This window comes from Psychrobacillus mangrovi, from assembly GCF_037104765.1.
GTDB classification, from domain to species: Bacteria; Bacillota; Bacilli; order Bacillales_A; family Planococcaceae; genus Psychrobacillus; species Psychrobacillus mangrovi.
The window spans coordinates 263,871-283,354 of the sequence record NZ_JBAWSY010000002.1 but is presented as its reverse complement, the minus strand read 5'-3'; the positions used below and the strand labels follow the sequence as shown (position 1 = coordinate 283,354).

The 19,484-nt window shown below is 38.1% G+C and carries 25 protein-coding genes; 23 read left to right on the top strand and 2 right to left on the bottom strand.

What is annotated here, in order from left to right:
* Nucleotides 1-15: 15 nt before the first annotated feature.
* The 10 genes from atpB (at nucleotide 16) to murA (ending at nucleotide 8,565) form a co-directional block, all read left to right on the top strand.
* Complete coding sequence (gene atpB, locus WAX74_RS04430; protein ID WP_336496451.1) at nucleotides 16-729, top strand: F0F1 ATP synthase subunit A; 714 nt, start codon at nucleotides 16-18, stop codon at nucleotides 727-729.
* A 67-nt stretch (nucleotides 730-796) separates the two neighbouring features.
* The gene (gene atpE, locus WAX74_RS04425) at nucleotides 797-1,021 is read left to right on the top strand and encodes a F0F1 ATP synthase subunit C (RefSeq protein ID WP_142537926.1); all 225 of its coding nucleotides are present in this window, start codon (nucleotides 797-799) and stop codon (nucleotides 1,019-1,021) included.
* Between the two features lie 128 nt (nucleotides 1,022-1,149).
* A complete protein-coding gene (gene atpF, locus WAX74_RS04420) occupies nucleotides 1,150-1,677 on the top strand; it encodes a F0F1 ATP synthase subunit B (RefSeq protein WP_336496450.1) in 528 nt (175 codons plus the stop codon).
* Nucleotides 1,674-2,210, top strand: a complete 537-nt coding sequence (locus WAX74_RS04415) for a F0F1 ATP synthase subunit delta (RefSeq protein WP_336496449.1) — start codon at nucleotides 1,674-1,676, stop codon at nucleotides 2,208-2,210. The genes atpF and WAX74_RS04415 overlap by 4 nt, the downstream gene beginning before the upstream one ends.
* A gap of 27 nt (nucleotides 2,211-2,237) precedes the next feature.
* A complete protein-coding gene (gene atpA / locus WAX74_RS04410; RefSeq protein WP_336496448.1) occupies nucleotides 2,238-3,746 on the top strand; it encodes a F0F1 ATP synthase subunit alpha in 1,509 nt (502 codons plus the stop codon).
* A 44-nt stretch (nucleotides 3,747-3,790) separates the two neighbouring features.
* On the top strand, nucleotides 3,791-4,651 hold the full coding sequence (locus WAX74_RS04405; protein WP_336496447.1) for a F0F1 ATP synthase subunit gamma: 861 nt from the start codon (nucleotides 3,791-3,793) through the stop codon (nucleotides 4,649-4,651).
* A 34-nt stretch (nucleotides 4,652-4,685) separates the two neighbouring features.
* Nucleotides 4,686-6,101, top strand: coding sequence for a F0F1 ATP synthase subunit beta (gene atpD, locus WAX74_RS04400; RefSeq protein ID WP_336496446.1), 1,416 nt, complete (start codon nucleotides 4,686-4,688; stop codon nucleotides 6,099-6,101).
* Nucleotides 6,102-6,125: 24 nt separating this feature from the next.
* Entirely contained in the window at nucleotides 6,126-6,530 is a 405-nt protein-coding gene (locus WAX74_RS04395; RefSeq protein ID WP_336496445.1) for a F0F1 ATP synthase subunit epsilon, read from the top strand.
* A gap of 169 nt (nucleotides 6,531-6,699) precedes the next feature.
* Nucleotides 6,700-6,936, top strand: a complete 237-nt coding sequence (locus tag WAX74_RS04390; protein WP_413788917.1) for a DUF1146 family protein — start codon at nucleotides 6,700-6,702, stop codon at nucleotides 6,934-6,936.
* A 333-nt stretch (nucleotides 6,937-7,269) separates the two neighbouring features.
* On the top strand, nucleotides 7,270-8,565 hold the full coding sequence (murA, locus tag WAX74_RS04385; RefSeq protein WP_336496443.1) for a UDP-N-acetylglucosamine 1-carboxyvinyltransferase: 1,296 nt from the start codon (nucleotides 7,270-7,272) through the stop codon (nucleotides 8,563-8,565).
* A gap of 172 nt (nucleotides 8,566-8,737) precedes the next feature.
* Here the strand turns inward: murA and WAX74_RS04380 are convergent, their stop codons facing one another.
* A complete protein-coding gene (locus WAX74_RS04380; protein WP_336496442.1) occupies nucleotides 8,738-9,691 on the bottom strand; it encodes a nuclease-related domain-containing protein in 954 nt (317 codons plus the stop codon).
* Nucleotides 9,692-10,104: 413 nt separating this feature from the next.
* On the opposite strand from WAX74_RS04380, the gene spoIID reads away from it, so the two are divergent.
* The 12 genes from spoIID (at nucleotide 10,105) to WAX74_RS04320 (ending at nucleotide 18,177) form a co-directional block, all read left to right on the top strand.
* A complete protein-coding gene (spoIID, locus tag WAX74_RS04375) occupies nucleotides 10,105-11,067 on the top strand; it encodes a stage II sporulation protein D (protein ID WP_336496441.1) in 963 nt (320 codons plus the stop codon).
* A complete protein-coding gene (locus WAX74_RS04370; protein WP_336496440.1) occupies nucleotides 11,048-11,734 on the top strand; it encodes a M23 family metallopeptidase in 687 nt (228 codons plus the stop codon). The genes spoIID and WAX74_RS04370 overlap by 20 nt, the downstream gene beginning before the upstream one ends.
* Nucleotides 11,735-11,970: 236 nt before the next feature.
* The gene (locus WAX74_RS04365) at nucleotides 11,971-12,246 is read left to right on the top strand and encodes a sporulation transcriptional regulator SpoIIID (RefSeq protein WP_336496439.1); all 276 of its coding nucleotides are present in this window, start codon (nucleotides 11,971-11,973) and stop codon (nucleotides 12,244-12,246) included.
* A gap of 503 nt (nucleotides 12,247-12,749) precedes the next feature.
* On the top strand, nucleotides 12,750-13,742 hold the full coding sequence (gene mreB / locus WAX74_RS04360; RefSeq protein ID WP_336496438.1) for a rod shape-determining protein: 993 nt from the start codon (nucleotides 12,750-12,752) through the stop codon (nucleotides 13,740-13,742).
* A gap of 42 nt (nucleotides 13,743-13,784) precedes the next feature.
* Nucleotides 13,785-14,624, top strand: coding sequence for a flagellar hook-basal body protein (locus WAX74_RS04355; RefSeq protein ID WP_336496437.1), 840 nt, complete (start codon nucleotides 13,785-13,787; stop codon nucleotides 14,622-14,624).
* Between the two features lie 121 nt (nucleotides 14,625-14,745).
* Nucleotides 14,746-15,585, top strand: a complete 840-nt coding sequence (locus tag WAX74_RS04350; protein WP_336496436.1) for a flagellar hook-basal body protein — start codon at nucleotides 14,746-14,748, stop codon at nucleotides 15,583-15,585.
* A gap of 24 nt (nucleotides 15,586-15,609) precedes the next feature.
* Nucleotides 15,610-15,876: a DNA-directed RNA polymerase subunit beta gene (locus WAX74_RS04345; protein ID WP_336496435.1), complete on the top strand. Its 267-nt coding sequence runs from the start codon at nucleotides 15,610-15,612 to the stop codon at nucleotides 15,874-15,876.
* Nucleotides 15,877-15,895: 19 nt separating this feature from the next.
* The gene (gene fabZ / locus WAX74_RS04340; RefSeq protein ID WP_336496434.1) at nucleotides 15,896-16,336 is read left to right on the top strand and encodes a 3-hydroxyacyl-ACP dehydratase FabZ; all 441 of its coding nucleotides are present in this window, start codon (nucleotides 15,896-15,898) and stop codon (nucleotides 16,334-16,336) included.
* Between the two features lie 150 nt (nucleotides 16,337-16,486).
* Nucleotides 16,487-16,648, top strand: a complete 162-nt coding sequence (locus WAX74_RS04335; RefSeq protein ID WP_336496433.1) for a hypothetical protein — start codon at nucleotides 16,487-16,489, stop codon at nucleotides 16,646-16,648.
* A 222-nt stretch (nucleotides 16,649-16,870) separates the two neighbouring features.
* Nucleotides 16,871-17,224, top strand: a complete 354-nt coding sequence (locus tag WAX74_RS04330; RefSeq protein ID WP_336496432.1) for a hypothetical protein — start codon at nucleotides 16,871-16,873, stop codon at nucleotides 17,222-17,224.
* A 103-nt stretch (nucleotides 17,225-17,327) separates the two neighbouring features.
* Entirely contained in the window at nucleotides 17,328-17,681 is a 354-nt protein-coding gene (locus WAX74_RS04325) for a hypothetical protein (RefSeq protein WP_336496431.1), read from the top strand.
* Nucleotides 17,682-17,796: 115 nt separating this feature from the next.
* The gene (locus tag WAX74_RS04320) at nucleotides 17,797-18,177 is read left to right on the top strand and encodes a hypothetical protein (RefSeq protein ID WP_336496430.1); all 381 of its coding nucleotides are present in this window, start codon (nucleotides 17,797-17,799) and stop codon (nucleotides 18,175-18,177) included.
* 24 nt (nucleotides 18,178-18,201) lie between these two features.
* Here the strand turns inward: WAX74_RS04320 and WAX74_RS04315 are convergent, their stop codons facing one another.
* Nucleotides 18,202-18,642, bottom strand: a complete 441-nt coding sequence (locus tag WAX74_RS04315; RefSeq protein ID WP_336496429.1) for a YwpF family protein — start codon at nucleotides 18,640-18,642, stop codon at nucleotides 18,202-18,204.
* A gap of 270 nt (nucleotides 18,643-18,912) precedes the next feature.
* Between WAX74_RS04315 and WAX74_RS04310 the strand changes: the two genes are divergently transcribed.
* On the top strand, nucleotides 18,913-19,311 hold the full coding sequence (locus WAX74_RS04310; RefSeq protein WP_336496428.1) for a single-stranded DNA-binding protein: 399 nt from the start codon (nucleotides 18,913-18,915) through the stop codon (nucleotides 19,309-19,311).
* The last annotated feature ends 173 nt before the right edge of the window (nucleotides 19,312-19,484 follow it).

The window sequence follows — 19,484 nt, the reverse complement described above, 5'->3', positions numbered from 1 at the left end:
AGAGGTGAATGAATCGTGGAACATGCAAATCCAACGTTCAAGTTTTTAGGACTCTATGGAAACTGGTCAAACATTTTAATGCTTGCGATAACTACACTTATCGTATTCTTAATTGCTTATATTGCGACAAGAAACTTGAAAATGAGACCGACTGGTATGCAGAACTTCATGGAGTGGATTATGGATTTCGTCAAGGGCATTATTAAGAGCAACTTTGACTGGAAAACAGGTGGGCGTTTCCATGTACTTGGGATCACGCTAATTATGTTTATTGCAGTAGCAAACGTTTTAGGTCTTCCATTTGCCATCACGTATGATGGGGTTCTTTGGTGGAAATCACCAACAGCAGATCCAACGGTTGCAATGACATTATCCGTAATGATTATCGTTTTAACGCACTACTATGGAATTCAAATGAAAGGTTTTAAACAATATAATGTAGATACATATTTAAAACCACTTCCGTTTTTATTTCCATTAAAGATTATAGAAGAATTTGCAAATACGTTGACACTCGGTCTTCGTCTATACGGTAACATCTATGCGGGGGAAGTTCTTTTAGGACTGATCGCAGGATTAGCAACTTCTAGTATTTTCGGCTTTGTTGGAGCAATTCTCCCAGCAATGGCATGGCAAGGTTTCTCCCTATTCATAGGCGGAATCCAAGCGTTCATTTTCGTTATGTTAACAATGGTTTATATGTCACATAAAGTGTCGTCTGACCATTAATATAACTGTTTAGGAAACTAGGCAGAAATAAATAAAAAAAACAACATTCCAAGGAGGAAATTACACAATGGTAGGTTCAGTTGGTCTTTTAGCAGCAGCTATAGCAATCGGTTTAGGTGCACTTGGTGCAGGTATTGGTAACGGTTTAATCGTTTCAAAAACAGTAGAAGGTATCGCTCGTCAACCAGAAGCACGTGGAGCGTTACAAACAGTTATGTTCATCGGGGTAGCATTAGTTGAGGCGATTCCAATCATCGCTGCAGTTATCGCGTTCATCGTATTAAATCAATAGTATTTACAATAAATCTATAATGGCGGGTACTTATCCGCCATTCTCTTTATGAATTAGAAAACAATGAATAGATGTATAAATTATAAAAGCAAGTTCTCTTATTAGTGTTTGAAAGGAGTGAAACAATCGTGTCTTTTGATTACCTTGTACTGGGTGCTGAAGCTGCCCATAGTGGTTTTAACACTTGGGATATCTTTGCTACATTATTCTTCTTTATTTTACTTCTTGTACTTTTAAAGAAAGTAGCTTGGGGTCCATTAATGGGGATTATGACTCAGCGTGAAGAATTAATCGCAAGTGAAATTGAAGCAGCTGAATCTAGCCGCCAAGAATCAGAGCGATTACTGGAAGAACAACGTGACTTACTTAAAGAAGCACGCACGGAAGCACTAGCGATTGTAGAAAATGCGAAAAAGCAAGGCGAAGCGTCTCGTGAAGAAATTATCACAACTGCTCGTACTGAAGCAACGCGTTTAAAAGAATCTGCTATCCGTGAAATCGATACAGAAAAAGAAAGAGCGATTGCGGCAGTACGACAAGAAGTAGTTTCACTTTCTGTACTTGCAGCGTCCAAAGTTCTTGAAAAAGAAGTTTCGGAAGAAGATAATCGTGCGCTAATCGAGGCAACGATTGCGAAGGCAGGCGAAGTTAATTGAGTAATTCAACTGCAGCAAAGCGTTACGCAATCGCATTGTTCGAACTAGCACAACAAAAAAACGAGCTTCAATCAGTAGAAAATGATTTACGTGAACTTAAAGTTGTCTGGAATGGTAATAAAGATTTGAAAACACTATTCACATCTCCAAAGCTTTCATTAGACAAGAAAAAAGAGTTAATCCGTGAAATTTTCTCAAATGCTAATCCTATTGTTATCAATACACTTTTAGTGCTTATTGATAAAAAGAGATTAGGGGAAGTCTCAAACATTATTTCTGAATTTATGGCACTTTCGAATGAAGCACAAGGTATTGCAGAAGCGAAAGTATATACTACACGTGAATTAACTGAAGAGGAACGTGCAAGCGTTTCATCTGTATTTGCAAAAAATGTAGGTAAACAATCTTTACGTATTCAAAACATTGTAGATCCATCTATTATTGGTGGAATTCGTGTTCAAATCGGAAACCGCATTTACGATAGCACTCTAAGTACTAAATTAGATCGCTTAAAACGTAACTTGATCGGTTAATATTATGAATTTTGAGAGGTGACATACATGAGCATCAAAGCTGAAGAAATCAGTGTCTTGATTAAACAGCAGATTGAGAATTATGAATCTGAGATGAAAGTTAGCGACGTTGGTACAGTAATCACAATTGGTGACGGTATCGCGCGTGCTCATGGCCTCGACAACGTCATGGCTGGAGAGCTTTTAGAATTCTCAACTGGTGTTTTAGGTATGGCACAAAACTTGGAAGCGAACAACGTTGGTATCGTTATCCTTGGACCATACACAGACATCAAAGAAGGCGATGAAGTACGTCGAACAGGCCGTATTATGGAAGTACCTGTTGGTAAAGAATTGATTGGCCGCGTTGTCAATCCACTTGGCCAACCAGTTGACGGACAAGGTCCTATTGCAACTACAAAATCTCGTCCAATCGAAAGTCCTGCACAAGGGGTTATGGCACGTAAATCTGTACATGAGCCACTTCAAACAGGTATTAAAGCGATTGACGCTCTTGTACCAATCGGGCGTGGACAACGTGAGTTAATCATCGGTGACCGTCAAACAGGTAAAACATCTGTTGCGATTGATACAATCCTTAACCAAGCAGACCAAGATATGATTTGTATCTATGTTGCTATCGGTCAAAAAGAATCGACTGTACGTAACGTAGTAGAGACACTTCGTAAAAAAGGTGCTTTAGATTACACAATCGTTGTAACTGCATCTGCATCTGCGCCAGCTCCATTATTATACTTAGCGCCTTATGCTGGTGTAACTATGGCAGAAGAATTCATGTTCGAAGGTAAGCACGTACTAATCGTTTATGATGATCTATCTAAACAAGCTGCTGCATACCGCGAACTTTCATTACTTCTTAAACGTCCTCCAGGTCGTGAAGCATATCCAGGGGATGTATTCTACTTACACAGCCGTCTACTTGAGCGAGCTGCGAAGTTAAATGAAACTTTAGGTGCAGGTTCAATCACTGCATTACCATTCGTTGAAACACAAGCGGGAGATATCTCTGCTTACATTCCAACAAACGTAATCTCGATTACAGATGGTCAAATTTTCTTACAATCTGATTTATTCTTCTCTGGTGTACGTCCAGCGATCAACGCTGGTTTATCCGTATCCCGTGTAGGTGGATCAGCTCAAATTAAAGCAATGAAGAGTGTTGCGGGTACACTACGTCTTGACTTAGCTGCATACCGTGAGCTTGAAGCATTTGCCCAATTCGGTTCAGACCTTGACGCTGCAACTCAAGCGAAACTTAACCGTGGTGTTCGTACAGTAGAAGTATTAAAACAAGACTTGAACTCTCCTATTAAGGTAGAAAAACAAGTTATGATTTTATATGCTCTAACACGTGGCCATTTAGATGATATCCCAGTTAAAGATATCACTCGCTTTGAAGCAGAATTAGGTAGCTGGTTAGATACAAACCACACAAACGTTTTAGATCATATTCGCACGACTAAAGCTCTTCCTTCAGATGAAGATATGAACAATGCTATTTCTGCATTCAAAAAAACTTTCGCAAAATCTGAATAATATCTTTGTCGATGTGAAAAAAACAAAAAGGTGGTGAAATACCAGTGGCATCATTACGCGACATTAAAAGCAAAATTACGTCAACTAAGAAAACAAGTCAAATTACAAAAGCTATGCAAATGGTTTCTGCTTCTAAGTTGAACCGTGCGGAGGAGAATGCAAAAGCATATGTTCCTTACATGGGTAAAATTCAAGAGGTAGTCGGTGCAATTGCTTCAGGTACAAGTGATAGTGGACATCCAATGTTAACTACCCGTCCTGTAAAAAAGACTGCATATCTTGTCATCACTTCTGATCGTGGTTTAGCTGGAGCTTACAACAGTAACGTTATTCGCGCTGTTTCCAATGCAATAGCACAACGTCACGCTACAAAAGATGAGTATGTAATTCTGGCAATTGGTCGTATGGGACGTGACTTCTTCGTAAAACGTGGTTCTAATGTAATCGGGGAAGTTATAGGTTTACCTGACCAACCAGCTTTTTCTGATATTAAAGAAATTGCGCGCAGAGCTGTTGGTATGTTCACGGATGGTTCATATGATGAACTTTATATGTACTATAACCACTTTGTCAGTGCCATCTCCAGTGAAGTAACGGAGAAAAAGGTACTGCCACTTACGGATATTGCAGTAGAAAAAGGCACAACTGCTTCTTATGAATTTGAACCTTCAAGTGAGGCAATTCTAGAAGTGTTACTTCCTCAATATGCGGAAAGCCTAATTTTCGGTGCATTACTCGACGGTAAAGCAAGTGAACATGCTTCGCGTATGTCTGCGATGAAATCCGCGACAGACAACGCATCTGATTTGATTAGTAACTTAACATTAGTATATAACCGAGCACGTCAAGCTGCGATTACGCAAGAAATTACGGAAATTGTCGGCGGTGCATCGGCTCTAGAATAGGTAAAGAAAGTAAGTAAGACAGGAGGGAACAGTAGTGAACAAAGGACAAGTACTACAAGTAATGGGTCCAGTTGTTGACGTAAAGTTTGACAACGGCCAATTACCAGCAATCTATAATGCATTAACTGTAGGGATTGAACGTCCAAACGAAGCACCAACTACGTTAACGTTAGAAGTAGCTTTACACTTAGGAGATGATTCTGTTCGCACAATCGCAATGTCATCTACTGACGGACTTAAACGTGGTACAGAGGTAATAGATGCTGGTGCAGCAATTTCTGTTCCGGTTGGTAATGTAACTTTAGGACGCGTATTTAACGTTCTTGGTGAGGTAATTGACTTAGGAGAAGAAATTCCGACTGAAGAACGTCGTGACCCAATTCACCGTCAAGCACCAACATTTGAAAATCTTTCAACAGAAGTTGAAATTCTTGAAACAGGTATCAAAGTAGTAGACCTTTTAGCTCCATATATCAAAGGTGGTAAAATCGGTCTATTCGGTGGTGCCGGAGTAGGGAAAACAGTTCTTATCCAAGAACTTATCAACAACATTGCTCAAGAACATGGTGGTATTTCGGTATTCGCTGGTGTTGGTGAGCGTACACGTGAAGGAAATGACTTATTCCACGAGATGAGCGATTCTGGCGTTATTAAGAAAACGGCAATGGTATTCGGTCAAATGAATGAGCCACCTGGTGCACGTATGCGTGTAGCTTTAACTGGTCTTACAATGGCTGAATATTTCCGTGATGAGCAAGGTGCAGACGTACTTTTATTCATCGACAATATCTTCCGTTTCACTCAAGCGGGTTCTGAGGTTTCGGCTCTATTAGGTCGTATGCCATCAGCAGCTGGTTACCAACCAACGCTTGCTACTGAAATGGGTCAATTACAAGAGCGTATCACGTCTACAAATACTGGTTCTGTTACATCTATCCAAGCGATTTATGTACCAGCCGATGACTATACGGATCCAGCTCCAGCAACAACTTTCGCTCACTTAGATGCGACAACAAACTTAGAACGTAAATTATCTGAGATGGGTATTTACCCAGCGGTTGATCCTTTAGCTTCTTCTTCTCGTGCGCTTTCACCTGAAATCGTAGGACAAGAGCATTATGATGTAGCACGTCAAGTGCAATATACATTACAACGCTACAGAGAGCTTCAAGATATTATCGCAATCTTAGGTATGGATGAATTAGGGGACGAAGACAAGTTGGTAGTAAACCGCGCACGTCGTATTCAGTTCTACCTATCTCAAAACTTCCATGTTGCAGAACAATTTACAGGTCAAAAAGGTTCTTATGTTCCAGTTAAAGAAACTGTTGAAGGATTCAAACAAATTCTTGAAGGAAAATATGACCATTTACCAGAAGATGCTTTCCGTTTAGTGGGACGCATTGAAGAAGTTGTAGAAAAAGCGAAAAGCATGGGCGTAGAAGTATAATAATTCGGACCAGGAGGAAAAAATATGAAGACACTTATAGTCAATATTGTCACTCCCGACGGCCCGGTATACGATTCTGAAGTAGACATGATTATCGCTAAAACAGCATCTGGTGAAATCGGTATTTTACCTGGCCATATTCCAATGGTTGCGCCACTTGTAATTGGTGCAGTTAAATTGAAAAAAGATGGAAAATCAGAGTACGTAGCAGTAAACGGTGGATTCGTTGAAGTTCGACCTGAAAAGGTAACGATTTTAGCTCAATCTGCTGAAGTTGCTTCAAATATCGATGTAACTCGTGCAAAAGAAGCGGTGAAGCGTGCTGAAGAACGTCTTCAACATAAGCAAGATTCAACTGATTTTAATCGTGCTGAACTTGCCTTGAAACGTGCGATGAATCGTATCAACGTTTATGAGGGTAACATTTAACCTTATTATCCAAGTGATCAATAAGGTCTACTCCGCATGGATTTTGTGGGGAGTCTATCGTGCAGGCGATTGATTTTAAAGATTAAACAAACGGGCAGAACTGTTTCTGCCCGTTTTTATCTTATAAGGCACTTTGCTACTATTCTAGTTTATATGTAGGAGGATGGAAATGTTTTTATTAGATGGCCAACAGGCGATCGTTGCTATTTTAGCAAATGTATTTTTTATTGGAATTTCCTTTTATGCACTTCAGGCAATGATGATTGAAAAAGTAATTAAAAAAAATAAAGTTTTTCAAGCACAGTTACTATTTATTTTAATTAGTATAATGATCGGTTCAACTGTTGCAAATTTTTTCTTAAATCTAACGAATTGGTCAAATCAATTACCATTTTTATTTAATTAATGGTAAAAGATTCTTTATGCTCATGCAAATAATGGAGTAGTTTGTATGAGCATGTAGAATCTCCTCTTATTTCCTGGGAAATTTTTTGTCGATTAGGTTTTATGTGAAACATACTGGGGTAGTTTAAGATTATCTACACGAAAAGTCTGGGTATTACGTATACTATAGCAATTAAATTGAACTAAATTAGCAGTTGAAAATAGTGTTTTTGATGCTTGTATATACGCGAAATTCGTTGTATGATGTATATTGTTTTGTAATTCCTAATGATGACATCATACATATTTTCGATTATATAAGAGCAAATGAGGATAAGAACGTGGAGGGAACGAAGTGGATAAAATCGTTGTTAAGGGCGGTCAAACTTTAAAAGGAAATGTGAGAGTGGAAGGCGCGAAAAATGCTGTTCTACCAGTTCTTGCTGCTGCTTTACTTGCCACCAAAGGACAAAATATAATTAAAGACGTACCTACATTAGCAGATGTTTTGACAATAAATGAAGTATTAAAAAGTTTAAATACACAAGTTATATACAATCCAGAACTAAATCAAGTAATTATTGATTCTCAAGAGAGACTTTCAAGCGAAGCACAATTTGAGTATGTGCGTAAAATGCGTGCTTCTATACTTGTGATGGGTCCAATATTAGCGCGCAATGGATTTGCACGTGTTGCACTTCCAGGTGGCTGTGCAATAGGTTCACGTCCAATTGATCAGCATTTAAAAGGCTTTGAGGCTATGGGTGCAGAAATTTCGTTCGGACATGGCTTTGTAGAAGCAAAAACTAATGGACGCTTACAAGGTGCAAAAATTTATTTGGACGTACCTAGCGTAGGGGCAACAGAAAATATTATGACTGCCGCAGCACTTGCTGAAGGCATCACATTTATTGAAAATGCAGCAAAAGAACCGGAAATTGTCGATTTAGCGAACTTCATCAATGAAATGGGTGGATCCGTGAAAGGTGCCGGAACGGATACAATCCGTATTGAAGGTGTTTCCGAATTACACGGTACAGAGCACCATATCATCCCTGATCGTATTGAAGCAGGAACATTCATGGTTGCAGCTGCAATTACTAAAGGCGATGTACTAATCGAAAATGCTGTACCAGAGCATATGACTGCTCTAATTTCAAAAATGCAAGAAATGGGCGTAGAAGTAACGGAAGAAAATCATGGTCTGCGTATACGCTCATCAGTACCATTAAAATCAGTTGATATTAAAACAATGCCACATCCTGGTTTTCCAACGGATATGCAATCTCAAATGATGGCATTGATGATGACTGCTCATGGAACAGGAATCATCACAGAAACTGTATTTGAAAATCGTTTTATGCATGTGGAAGAATTCAGACGTATGAACGGCAACATGAAGATTGAGGGACGTTCCGTAATTATGGAGTCTCCATCTAATTTACAAGGTGCAGAAGTTGCAGCAACAGATTTACGCGCAGCAGCAGCACTTATTATCGCTGGTCTTGTAGCTGAAGGTATAACACGTGTAACTGAACTTTATCATTTAGACCGCGGCTACGTTGATTTCGACAAAAAACTTGCAGCACTTGGTGCAGATATTGAAAGAATCGGTAGCGAAAGCCCAGAGAAAGCAATTCAACTCGTATAATATATGTAAAGCACTGTGCATTCATACATGCATGGTGCTTTTTTTGTCGAAGGAATTTTTTGGTCTCGATTACTCAGGAAATGGTTGCTATTATGCTAGGAATGGTCTCGACCTTAGGATAATTGGTCTTGGTTTGGAGTTGTATTGTCTCGAAGTGCTATATAATGGAATTTTATTGAGGAGATCTGATATTATATTTTGTATTTCTAGATCGACCAGTCTTTACGAGCATAGTGTTTTTTAAAATTCTTGTAGCTTGATGTTTGTTGTCGAGTTTTAAAAAGTGTTGGCATTCTATGTTAGACATCGTGTTCTTGTAAATTAAGAAATAATCTATCAAAGTTTTTTCATGAGCATTCCTTTGATAGTTTTTACATTTTGGGCAAAACCAGTTGTGTTGGACCTTTTTCATTCCAATTAAGCTACAATAACTGCATTCGACTCCCTGGATAATCGAATCAGGATTAATAGAAATGTAACTTATTAATGGAAAAGGTTGAAATTCCTTATGTGCCTTTAAAATATAGTTCTTGAGATTATCTAGTTCATTATTTGTAAGGAGTGGTTTTCCAGTCTTCATTTTTCTAAGGAATGGTTTGATTTGTTTTCTTGTTAATATAGTTGTTTTTAATGGAGAGGCTTTTATGTAGCTTGTTGAAAATGCGAATGTAATTGCTCCGAAGATTGGCAGGGGAATATTATTTTTCTGGAAAAGAAGGTTTAGTTGGTATTCATATTCCTCTAATTGTATTACAGGACTATCAAATACATTAATTTCGCCATTTTCTAGCTGACGAATGAGTTGCGAAGGGTTTGTTGTGAATGTTAATTCTCCTCTTATGTTTTTAACTTCAAGAATCAATGCATAATAAGGTGTAATAATAAGAACGTCCATTTGAATTAGAGATTCGGAAAATAGTGAAATATTGTGGAATACGTAGAACCTATATGGCAATTTTACTTGTTCTAGGATACGCATCACTGCTTCTTCTCCTATGTCTCCCGCAGTTTTTTGCCGTATTTCTTCTTTAATATCAAGGTACCTTGGATGATTTCTGTTCAATCTCTTTATTAGAACTTTTAATGCTTCCGTGTAGGGTGTTGTGGAATATTTTTTTACTATCATATGATCACCTCAAATTTAGATTATCATATTTTCTTTAAAGTGCATAATTCCCATTTTAGTGCGTGTTTTTGGGCATTTTAGGCCTTTTTAGGCTCCAAAATTTAATTGTTGATTAAAATATCGTTCTAAAATCAAATTCTTGGTTAGCTTAATAATAAAAATATTTTTTTATTGCATTATCTATCTCACTTTAAGCCAACTCTTTACTTAGAGAAATGGTCTCGGCTTTATCCAAATTGGTCTTGGTTCGTGTCGAAATGGTCTCGAACATTTGATAAATAGTCTCGGTTTGCTTTCAATTGGTCTTGAAGTGCCACATTACGTTATTTAATGTTAAATATTTCCTCATCGGATTATATCACCTTTAATACAGCTTGTTCATTTTCCCTCTAGCTCCCGCATATAGTACCTCTATGAAACAAAACATACTCTTATTATTCATTGTCATATGCCTCTTGTTATTACCGTTCTTATTAATCAAAGAAAAGCATGACGCAAAATCACCACCTGCATTGGAACTAGATTTTGAAATTGAATGTCCAATACTAATCGAAGTGAAAGGGGAACAACAGAAAATTCCTCTCGAAACGTACGTTTTAGGAGTTGTAGCTGCGGAGATGCCAATTTCCTTTCATGAAGAGGCTTTAAAAGCACAATCTATTGCTGCTCGGACGTATGTGTTGCGCGAGACGAATTATGGGGAAACACCTATTGACAAAACGGTTCAGAAGCAAGTGTATGCAAGCGAAGAAGAGCGTAAGAAAAAATGGGGAGCATCCTTCGAAGAATATGAGGAAAAACTCCGTGATGTTGTCGCTTCTACTGAAGGAGAAATTATTGTTTATAAGGACCAGCTAATCACTGCAATGTTCTTTTCGACTAGTAATGGACAAACAGAGAGCGCAGAAAATTATAGCGGATATACGATTCCGTATTTAGTTTCTGTTCCTAGTAAAGAGGAAGAGCTATTTGCACCAAATGTAAATAAGCAGTTTGAGTATACAAAGAGTGAATGGGCAAATGCTTTTGGATTGCAATGGTCTGAAAGTATAGTGAAAACATTTCAAGTGACGAAGACGGATTCTGATCGAGTAGAGTCTGTTCAAATGAATGGCAAAACATGGACAGGTCGTGAAGTTCGTACATTATTGGGATTACCATCAACGGATTTCGAAGTTACTTTTAAGAATGATAAAGTGATAGTAGATACGGTCGGATATGGACATGGAGTTGGAATGAGCCAGTATGGCGCAGAGGTACTGGCCCACAATTCAGTAGGTGCTCACGACATTCTCCTTCACTATTATAAAGGAACAAAAATAAAAAGTTTTTTAACATGTTTAAAATCTCCTTCAAATGCAAAGAATAGCAATTGAGGTGATGAAAATGAGAGAAGAACAATCAAACAAGCCTTCTCAGAAGAATAAAAATCCGAAGAAACCGTGGTTTTGGCCACTAATTTATGCGGGGTTTTCGGTAGCATTCGTTGGAATGATTTGGGGGTACAACGTGTTTGTTGACACGGATACAGCAGGGGAGTCTAAATGGACCGATGCTGGTAAAGACAAAGTAACTATCGAAACGAATGCACAAGCAGAATCTATGAAATATCCTTTCAAAGAAACTTTGTTGGATAGCATGGAAATCGTACAGCACTATTATGACATGGAAGCAGACGAAGCGACACGTGAAAAATCATTACTCGTGTTCAATCAAACATACGTAGCAAATACGGGTGTATCCCTGTCGATGAATGGAGAACCATTCGAAGTTGTTGCAGCTATGAGTGGAAAAGTTGAAGAAGTCAATGTAGATCCTTTTGTAGGAGATGAAATCGTCTTATCTCATGCAAATGGTATGCAAACAAAATATCGCTCTGTCACTGGCATTCTAGTAAAAGTAGGAGATGTTGTGGAGCAAGGACAAGCACTTGCAACTTCATCTGAAAATGAATGGAACCCTACTGCAGGTGTTCACTTGCAATTTGAAGTTTATAACGAAGAGGGTATCCTCATCAATCCGGAATCATTACTAGCGTTTTAAATCTTATGTGAGAAAAGTATTTTATTGGGGAACTCTGGCGACGCCTGAGTACTAAGCATCTTGGTTGGCTAGAGCCTTCAGAGGATGATCGTTGGGACTACATTGAATAAATTCGATGTAGTCTTTTCTGCGTTTTGCTGAAGTAAATTCCCCAGGTCGAATTTGGAATTCATAAAAACCTTTACGAATGCATAAAGTGATGGAAAGTGTTCCTTTACTAACGAAAGGAAGAGTTAGTGCACGAAACGATACGTCATAGATGCATACGTTTAGGTGAAATGGTAATTGAAACAAAGAAAACTGTCCGTGCCATCGCGAGCACGACCGGACACTCTAAAAGCACTGTTCATAAGGACTTGACGGAGAGGCTCCATTTAGTGGATCCTCAAATGGCAAAAGAGGTCAAAGAAATACTTGCGTATCATAAATCGGTCAGGCATTTACGCGGTGGAGAGGCAACGAAACGAAAATGGAAAACTAAAAAGGAAGATGGGAAAGGTCGTGATTTGTAACAATCACGGCTTTTTTCTTTGAATGAAATAAAGAAGTGTTCCTGTTTAATATAGAAGTAGATTCTTTATTGTGAGAAATGGTCTTGGTTAGCATGGAAATGGTCTTGGTTAAAATGAAATTGATCTCGGTTAGGCTGTGATTGGTCTCGCTTGTCACTGAACTGGTCTCGTTCTGACAATTCGTAACATATTGAGTAAAATAATTCCAAACAAAACTAGCTAACTCATAATAATAATCACTGCTAGAACATTTTTAATCACTCTTCCGAACGGACTGTTTAACTAGAAATTAATTCCGTTACTCAATTGATATAGAACTAGTCACAAGGAACTATTAAATTACTTCGAAAAATGTATAAATAACAAAAACAGGGAGAATAGTAGGGGTTTATTTGTCAATAAAAAAAGTGTTTTTATGTCAAAACTGTGTTAAAATTATAAGTTAGAGACGTATGGAATTATACATATAAAAAGGTTTAGGCAGGGAAGGAGAAACATTGGTAATGTTTGCGAAGGATATAGGAATTGACTTAGGTACAGCGAACGTATTAATTCATGTAAAAGGTAAAGGGATTGTTTTAAACGAACCATCCGTTGTTGCTATAGATAAAAGTTCAAACAGAGTGCTTGCAGTTGGAGAAGAAGCACGTCAAATGGTAGGTAGAACACCAGGAAATATCGTAGCTATTCGTCCACTAAAAGATGGAGTAATTGCTGATTTTGATGTGACAGAAGCCATGCTAAAGCATTTTATTAACAAATTAAACGTAAAAGGATTTCTATCTAAGCCTCGCATTTTAATTTGTTGTCCTACAAACATTACAAGTGTAGAACAGAAAGCAATTCGAGAAGCAGCAGAAAAATCGGGCGGTAAAAAAGTGTATTTGGAAGAGGAACCTAAAGTTGCTGCAATTGGAGCAGGGATGGATATTTTCCAACCAAGCGGTAATATGGTTGTCGATATCGGTGGGGGTACAACTGATGTAGCTGTACTTTCGATGGGAGACATCGTTACTTCTGAATCTATTAAAATTGCCGGAGATGTTTTCGATAATGACATCCTTCAATACATTAAAAAAGAGTACAAGCTCTTAATAGGGGAACGTACAGCGGAAAACATTAAAATTACGATCGGTACAGTATTCCCAAATAGCCGTCATGAAGAGATGGATATTCGTGGCCGTGATATGGTGACTGGTCTTCCAAGAACGATTACCATTCGTTCAGAAGAAATTGAAAAAGCGTTACGCGAATCAGTTTCAGTTATTGTACAAGCTGCAAAAAATGTTCTAGAAAAGACTCCGCCTGAATTATCGGCCGATATAATTGACCGTGGCGTAATCATTACTGGTGGGGGAGCACTTTTACATGGAATGGATCATCTTCTAGTAGAAGAATTGAAAGTTCCAGTATTTGTAGCTGAGCACCCTATGGATTGTGTAGCAATAGGCACGGGAATCATGTTAGATAATATTGATAAAATCTCAAGAAGATAACTAGCTGTTGTTGCAGCTGGACAAAAGAGTGGAGGCCTTCTAATGTTTCGTGGATTTCATACAGTTGCATCCGGAATGATTGCGCAACAGCGTAGAACGGAATTACTTACAAATAATATGGCAAATGCAAATACGCCTGGATATAAAGCCGATCAATCCGTAATTAGATCTTTCCCAGAAATGTTTTTATCCAAATTAGGACCTTCTAATATACCAACTGAAGCCCCTATCAACGGGAAGTATGCAACAGGTGTTGGAGCAGTAAGCACTGGAGTATATATGCAAGAAACAATCGCTTTAATGCAGCAAGGTCAGCTTCAAGAAACTGGCTTAAATACGGATATTTCATTGATTGATGGTTTACTACCTGAAGATGCAGAAACGGGGCAAACAGGTGCCATTTTTTATCGTTTACAGCATCCAGTGGAAGGAGAAGCGTACACTCGTAATGGGAGCTTCACATTAGATGCAGAAGGATTTTTAACAAATCCTCAAGGGTTATATATTCTCGATTCAAACGGGCAACGTATTCAGCTTCAAAATGATGATTTCCGGGTTGCAGGTGATGGGCAGATTTATGTGAATGATGCGGCTATCGGGCAAATCGGTGTTTCCTTTGCTTCTCAGCCTGAAACTTTGATCAAACAAGACAATGGTTTATTTAAAACAGCGGACGGCACAAACTTGCCTTCTGCTTACGATACGGAAAACGTTAGTTTTTCGATGCAACAAGGATATATCGAACGTTCCAATGTAGATTCTGCTAAAACGATGACGGAAATGTTAACAGCATACCGTGCTTTTGAAGCAAATCAAAAAGTACTGCAAGCATACGACCAAAGTATGCAAAAAGCAGTGAATGAAGTAGGACGCGTGAATTAGAAATGCGGCAGTAGAAAGTTTGCCGTGGCAAAGTTCTTCTGCGACGAGCTTTCCGTAGGAGCCTAAAGCTAGACAAGTAAAATTCATTCTTCTTTCTAATTTTTAGAGGAGGCACTCATAAATGCTACGTACAATGGTTACAGCTACGAACACAATGTCACAGCTTCAAAGTCAAATAGATATTATCGGAAACAATCTTGCGAACTCCAATACCCATGGCTATAAAGCAAAAGATGTTAAATTTCAAGAGCTTCTATACCAACAATTTAATAATGACAAATTAGACAAAGTGGACCGACAATCTCCAGTGGGAATCCGTTATGGTGTCGGAGCGTCGCTTGCACAGGCGTCGATGAACTGGAAGCAAGGAAGTCTCCAATCGACAGGTCGTGATTTAGATTTTGCTTTTCAGGAACCAAAGCAATATTTTAATGTTTTAATGCCAAATGGTGAAGATGGGCAGCAAACGGCTTATACCCGTCAAGGTGCATTTTATGTTTCTCCTATGGAAAATGGTAACTTAATGCTTGTTACAGGAGATGGTTATCCAGTTGCGGATGCAGAAGGACAAGCAATTACGATTCCAGAGAACGTATCAAGCTTTTCGGTAAACGAATCTGGTGTACTAACAGCAAATTATCCAGATGGTACTACTGTCCAAAGAGAATTAGCGGTTTCGGTTTTACAAAAACCTCAGCTAATGGAGCAGCTTTCTGAAACGTACATTGCTTTGCCAAATAATTTGGCCGAGTTAGGTGTAAATGCACAAGATGTGATAACTGATCTTCAAGGTGCTGGTCGTGGGGAGATAGCGTTAACGAATCAAGTATTGGAAATGTCCAATGTGGATATGTCAAAAGAGATGACCGAGTTGATGACAGCTCAACGTTCATATCAGTTCAGTGCAAGATCAATAACGATTGCAGACCAAATGCTTGGATTAATAAATGGGATAAGATAGTCTTATCCGTAAGGAGTTGGACTCATGACAGAAGAAGTTAAAATTTCTGGCAGACAACAACGAAAGATAGAAAAAGCTAAAGAAGCCGAAACTGAAACGAAAAAATTCAATTGGGTTCAAATTCGCATGTTCCCTATATGGCTGCGTATACTAATAGTCATCGCTCTCCTTGGTGGAGCAGCTGCAGCTGGTTTAATGGTAGGGTACGGGGTTCTTGGAGAAGGATCAGCGAAAGATGCACTTAAATGGGAAACGTATCAGCATATTTTTGATATAAAAGACGGCAAATAGTGAATACCGGAGGGAAACCATGTTAACAACAGAGCAAGTACAAGCAATTTTACCTCATCGTTATCCATTTTTAATGATTGATCGAATTCTTGAAGTAGAAGAAGGAAAACGAGCAGTTGGTCTTAAAAATGTGACAATCAATGAAGAATTTTTTAATGGGCATTTCCCGGGGTACCCAGTAATGCCAGGAGTATTAATAGTAGAGGCTTTAGCACAAGTTGGAGCAGTAGCAGTTCTACAAATTCCTGAAAATAAAGGAAGACTCGCTTTTTTCACTGGTATCGATAATTGCAGATTTAAACGCCAAGTTAAACCGGGTGATCAATTAAAATTAGAAGTAGAACTAGTTAAACTACGTGGAGCGATGGGTAAAGGACACGGAATCGCAACAGTAGACGGTGAACTTGTTTGTGAAGCTGACATCCTTTTCGCTTTAGGACCAGTAGTAGAGAATCAATAATAGTATCCCGCTTTAAGAGAGGGATATACTTCTTTCATATTTCAATGAAAAAACGGCATTAATGCCACGGAATACTTCCTTCCTTTCCTGGACAATCTATCGTAAATCACCATGTGTGATGAACATAATCCAGAAAGGAGGATTTTTTTTATGTGGAAAAAAGTCGTTCTTACATTAGCAATGAGTTCCTTCTTATTGGTTGGTTGTAATTACAATAATAATGCAGCTCCGAATAATAACGAAACACCGATGGAAGAATTTCATGAGAATGTAAACGACCTCACACATGATGTGTATGATAACAATGGTTAAGGTATCAATGAAGACTTAGTTCCGAATGTAAATAACGATTCAGGTCAAATGTATAAACAAAAGATAAAAGAAATAACGAAGTAATACCTTCTGAAAGGTGTAGGTCATTAAAGAAATGAAAAAACAGGTTTTATTGCCATAGGATACTTCTTTCCTTTCCGGAGCAATCTATTGTTAGTCACCATAGTGTGATGAACATAATCCAGAAAGGAGGAATTTTTAATGTGGAAAAAAGCTGTTCCAGTTGTAGCATTAAGCTCATTTTTATTGGTGGGATGTAATAATAACGATAATGCAGCTCCGAATAAAACTGAAACACCTATGCAAGAAGTTCGAGAAGGTGTGAATGACCTTACACCAAATATGAACAATAACAATCGCAACGGAATAAATGGAACAGGTGGAACTAATGCCAACGACAATTACAATAATAATGGCCTAAACAACAATCCGGCTGGCTATAATGGTGGTGCGGGTACCGGTACTAATAATGGAGTAAATGACGAGACTGTTCCGAACGCAAACAACTATAATGGTCAAACGACAAAACAAAAAGTAAAAGAAATAACGAAGTAAAAAACAGGCATTATTGCCATAGGATAGTTCCTTCCTTTCCTGGATAACCTATTGTAAGTCACCATAGTGTGATGAACAATATCCAGAAAGGAGGAATTTTTTTATGTGGAAAAAAGCCGTTCCTGCTGTAGCATTGAGTGCATTATTATTAGTTGGATGTAATAACAATAATGGAGTTCCAAACGATAATGAAACTCCAATGCAAGAAGTTCGAGAGGGAGTGAACAATGTCACACCTGGCGGGAATAATAACAATTATAATGGTACAAACGGACATGGTATGGGTGGAACAAATACTAATAACCGTAACGATTTAGACCTTAATGATAACGTTGACCACGGTAACGATGGCAAAATCGGAGACAACGACAACAACAGAAACAATGGCATCAACGGAAATAATGGCATTAACAACAATAACAACAATAACATGGATGGAACAATCAACGGAAAATGATTAACTAAATAAAAAAATATCTTAAAAAGTAATGTTTTACCCAGCCAATATTGCCATGGGATAGTCTCTCCCATCTTGTAACCTTGTGATGAACATAAAAAGGAGGAATTCATTTATGTGGAGAAAAGCCGTTCCTGCAGTAGCAATGAGTGCTCTCTTATTAGTTGGATGTAATAACCGAAATGAAGGTGCTGCTCCTAACTATAATAACACACCATTAGAAGATGTTCAGCGAGGTGGGGACAACTTGACACCTAACTGGAATAACAATGGTACTAACGGTTATGGTGGGACAACAGGACCAAACGGAATGAATGGGACAGGTGGAACAAATGGGACAAACAATGGTTACCAAGATACAGTTCCAAACCACACGAATGGTTTTAATGGTGTTAATGAAACTGTAGTTCCTGAAACTGTAGTTCCTGAAATGAAAGGTGCAAACAACGAAGCAAGGCAAACGATTAAGCAAGACATAAAGGAGAAAAACTATTAATTAAAAAGTGCTGACTCCATTGAGTCAGCCTTTTTTTATTTGATCCTTCTTAAGGTTTGGTCTTATTTTCATATCTTTTTCAAATTTGGCTAAAAGCTCTTCTCCAGTTAGCCCTTCTTGTATCAATTCTGAAAGTAGCGACTCCGCATATTTTCTTCGGCCATGCTTCAATGTTCCTTTTAATAATACCGAAATATGTTGTCCAATTTCTTTCACTGAGTAGGTAACGACTTCAAAATTAGCTGGCTCGTTTTCAGGATAAGAAATAATAACCTGCACATTCAGGAGCTCATTCGTTGATTGCAATTCTTGAAAAATATTTTCATATTTTTTATCAATAAAAAGTTCCAATATCCAAGAACGGCTTGTATTTTCTTGATTGATCACAATACCATCCTCAAGAGGAATTGAAACTACCTCATCTTCGCGAATAAGATCAATCGAAATCATTTTAAATGTTTTCATCTGCATTCTCCTTATGAAGGATTTAATTAAACCATATTATAACATACGAAGGAGACACGGATAGTCTGAACTCATTTGAAAAAGAAATTAAGAAAATACGAAATTTCCATTTTTGATTTTGACAAAGCGCGTATTAAGAAGGTTTCGAGAAAATTAATTGATCAATAATCGCATTTTGAATGAAAAAACGAGCTTAAAATGCCATTTTCGACTTTTGCTAACAATTTGGAATAGCTTTATGATGGAGCTAATCAAATAGAAGGAGGTGAAATGGTGAATACAGTTTCATTAATCGGACGAATGACAAAAGCTCCACAGCTCAAATATTTAACTGAAGGAAGACTACAAACTAGTTTTGTTATTGCAGTAAATAAGGGATATAAAACAGATGAAGCGGACTTTGTGCTATGCACGATTTGGGGAAAGCTCGCGGAAACGACCGTAAAGTATTGTGGGAAAGGCTCACTTGTCGGGATAACAGGTAGGCTTAATACAAGGTCATATGAAAAAGGAGAAGGGAGGGTATTCGTAACAGAAGTAGTTGTGGAGGACATCCGATTTTTAGTAACGAAGAAACGGGATGATCAAGAACCAATTCCGCAACACGAAAAGAAAGTAGAATCAGACTTCGAATTTCCAACATCACATACAAATCAACTTCCAGTATAAATACTTAACAGACCGCACGCATTATCGCTGAATCAAGAGAGAAAAACCTGACCGAAGAAGCGCGGTCAGGTTTTAGTTTTTCAAAAATTTAAGAAGCATTTAACCAATAAATGGCACTTCGAGACCAATTAAGTGATAACCGAGACCAACAATTAAGAAACCGAGACTATTTT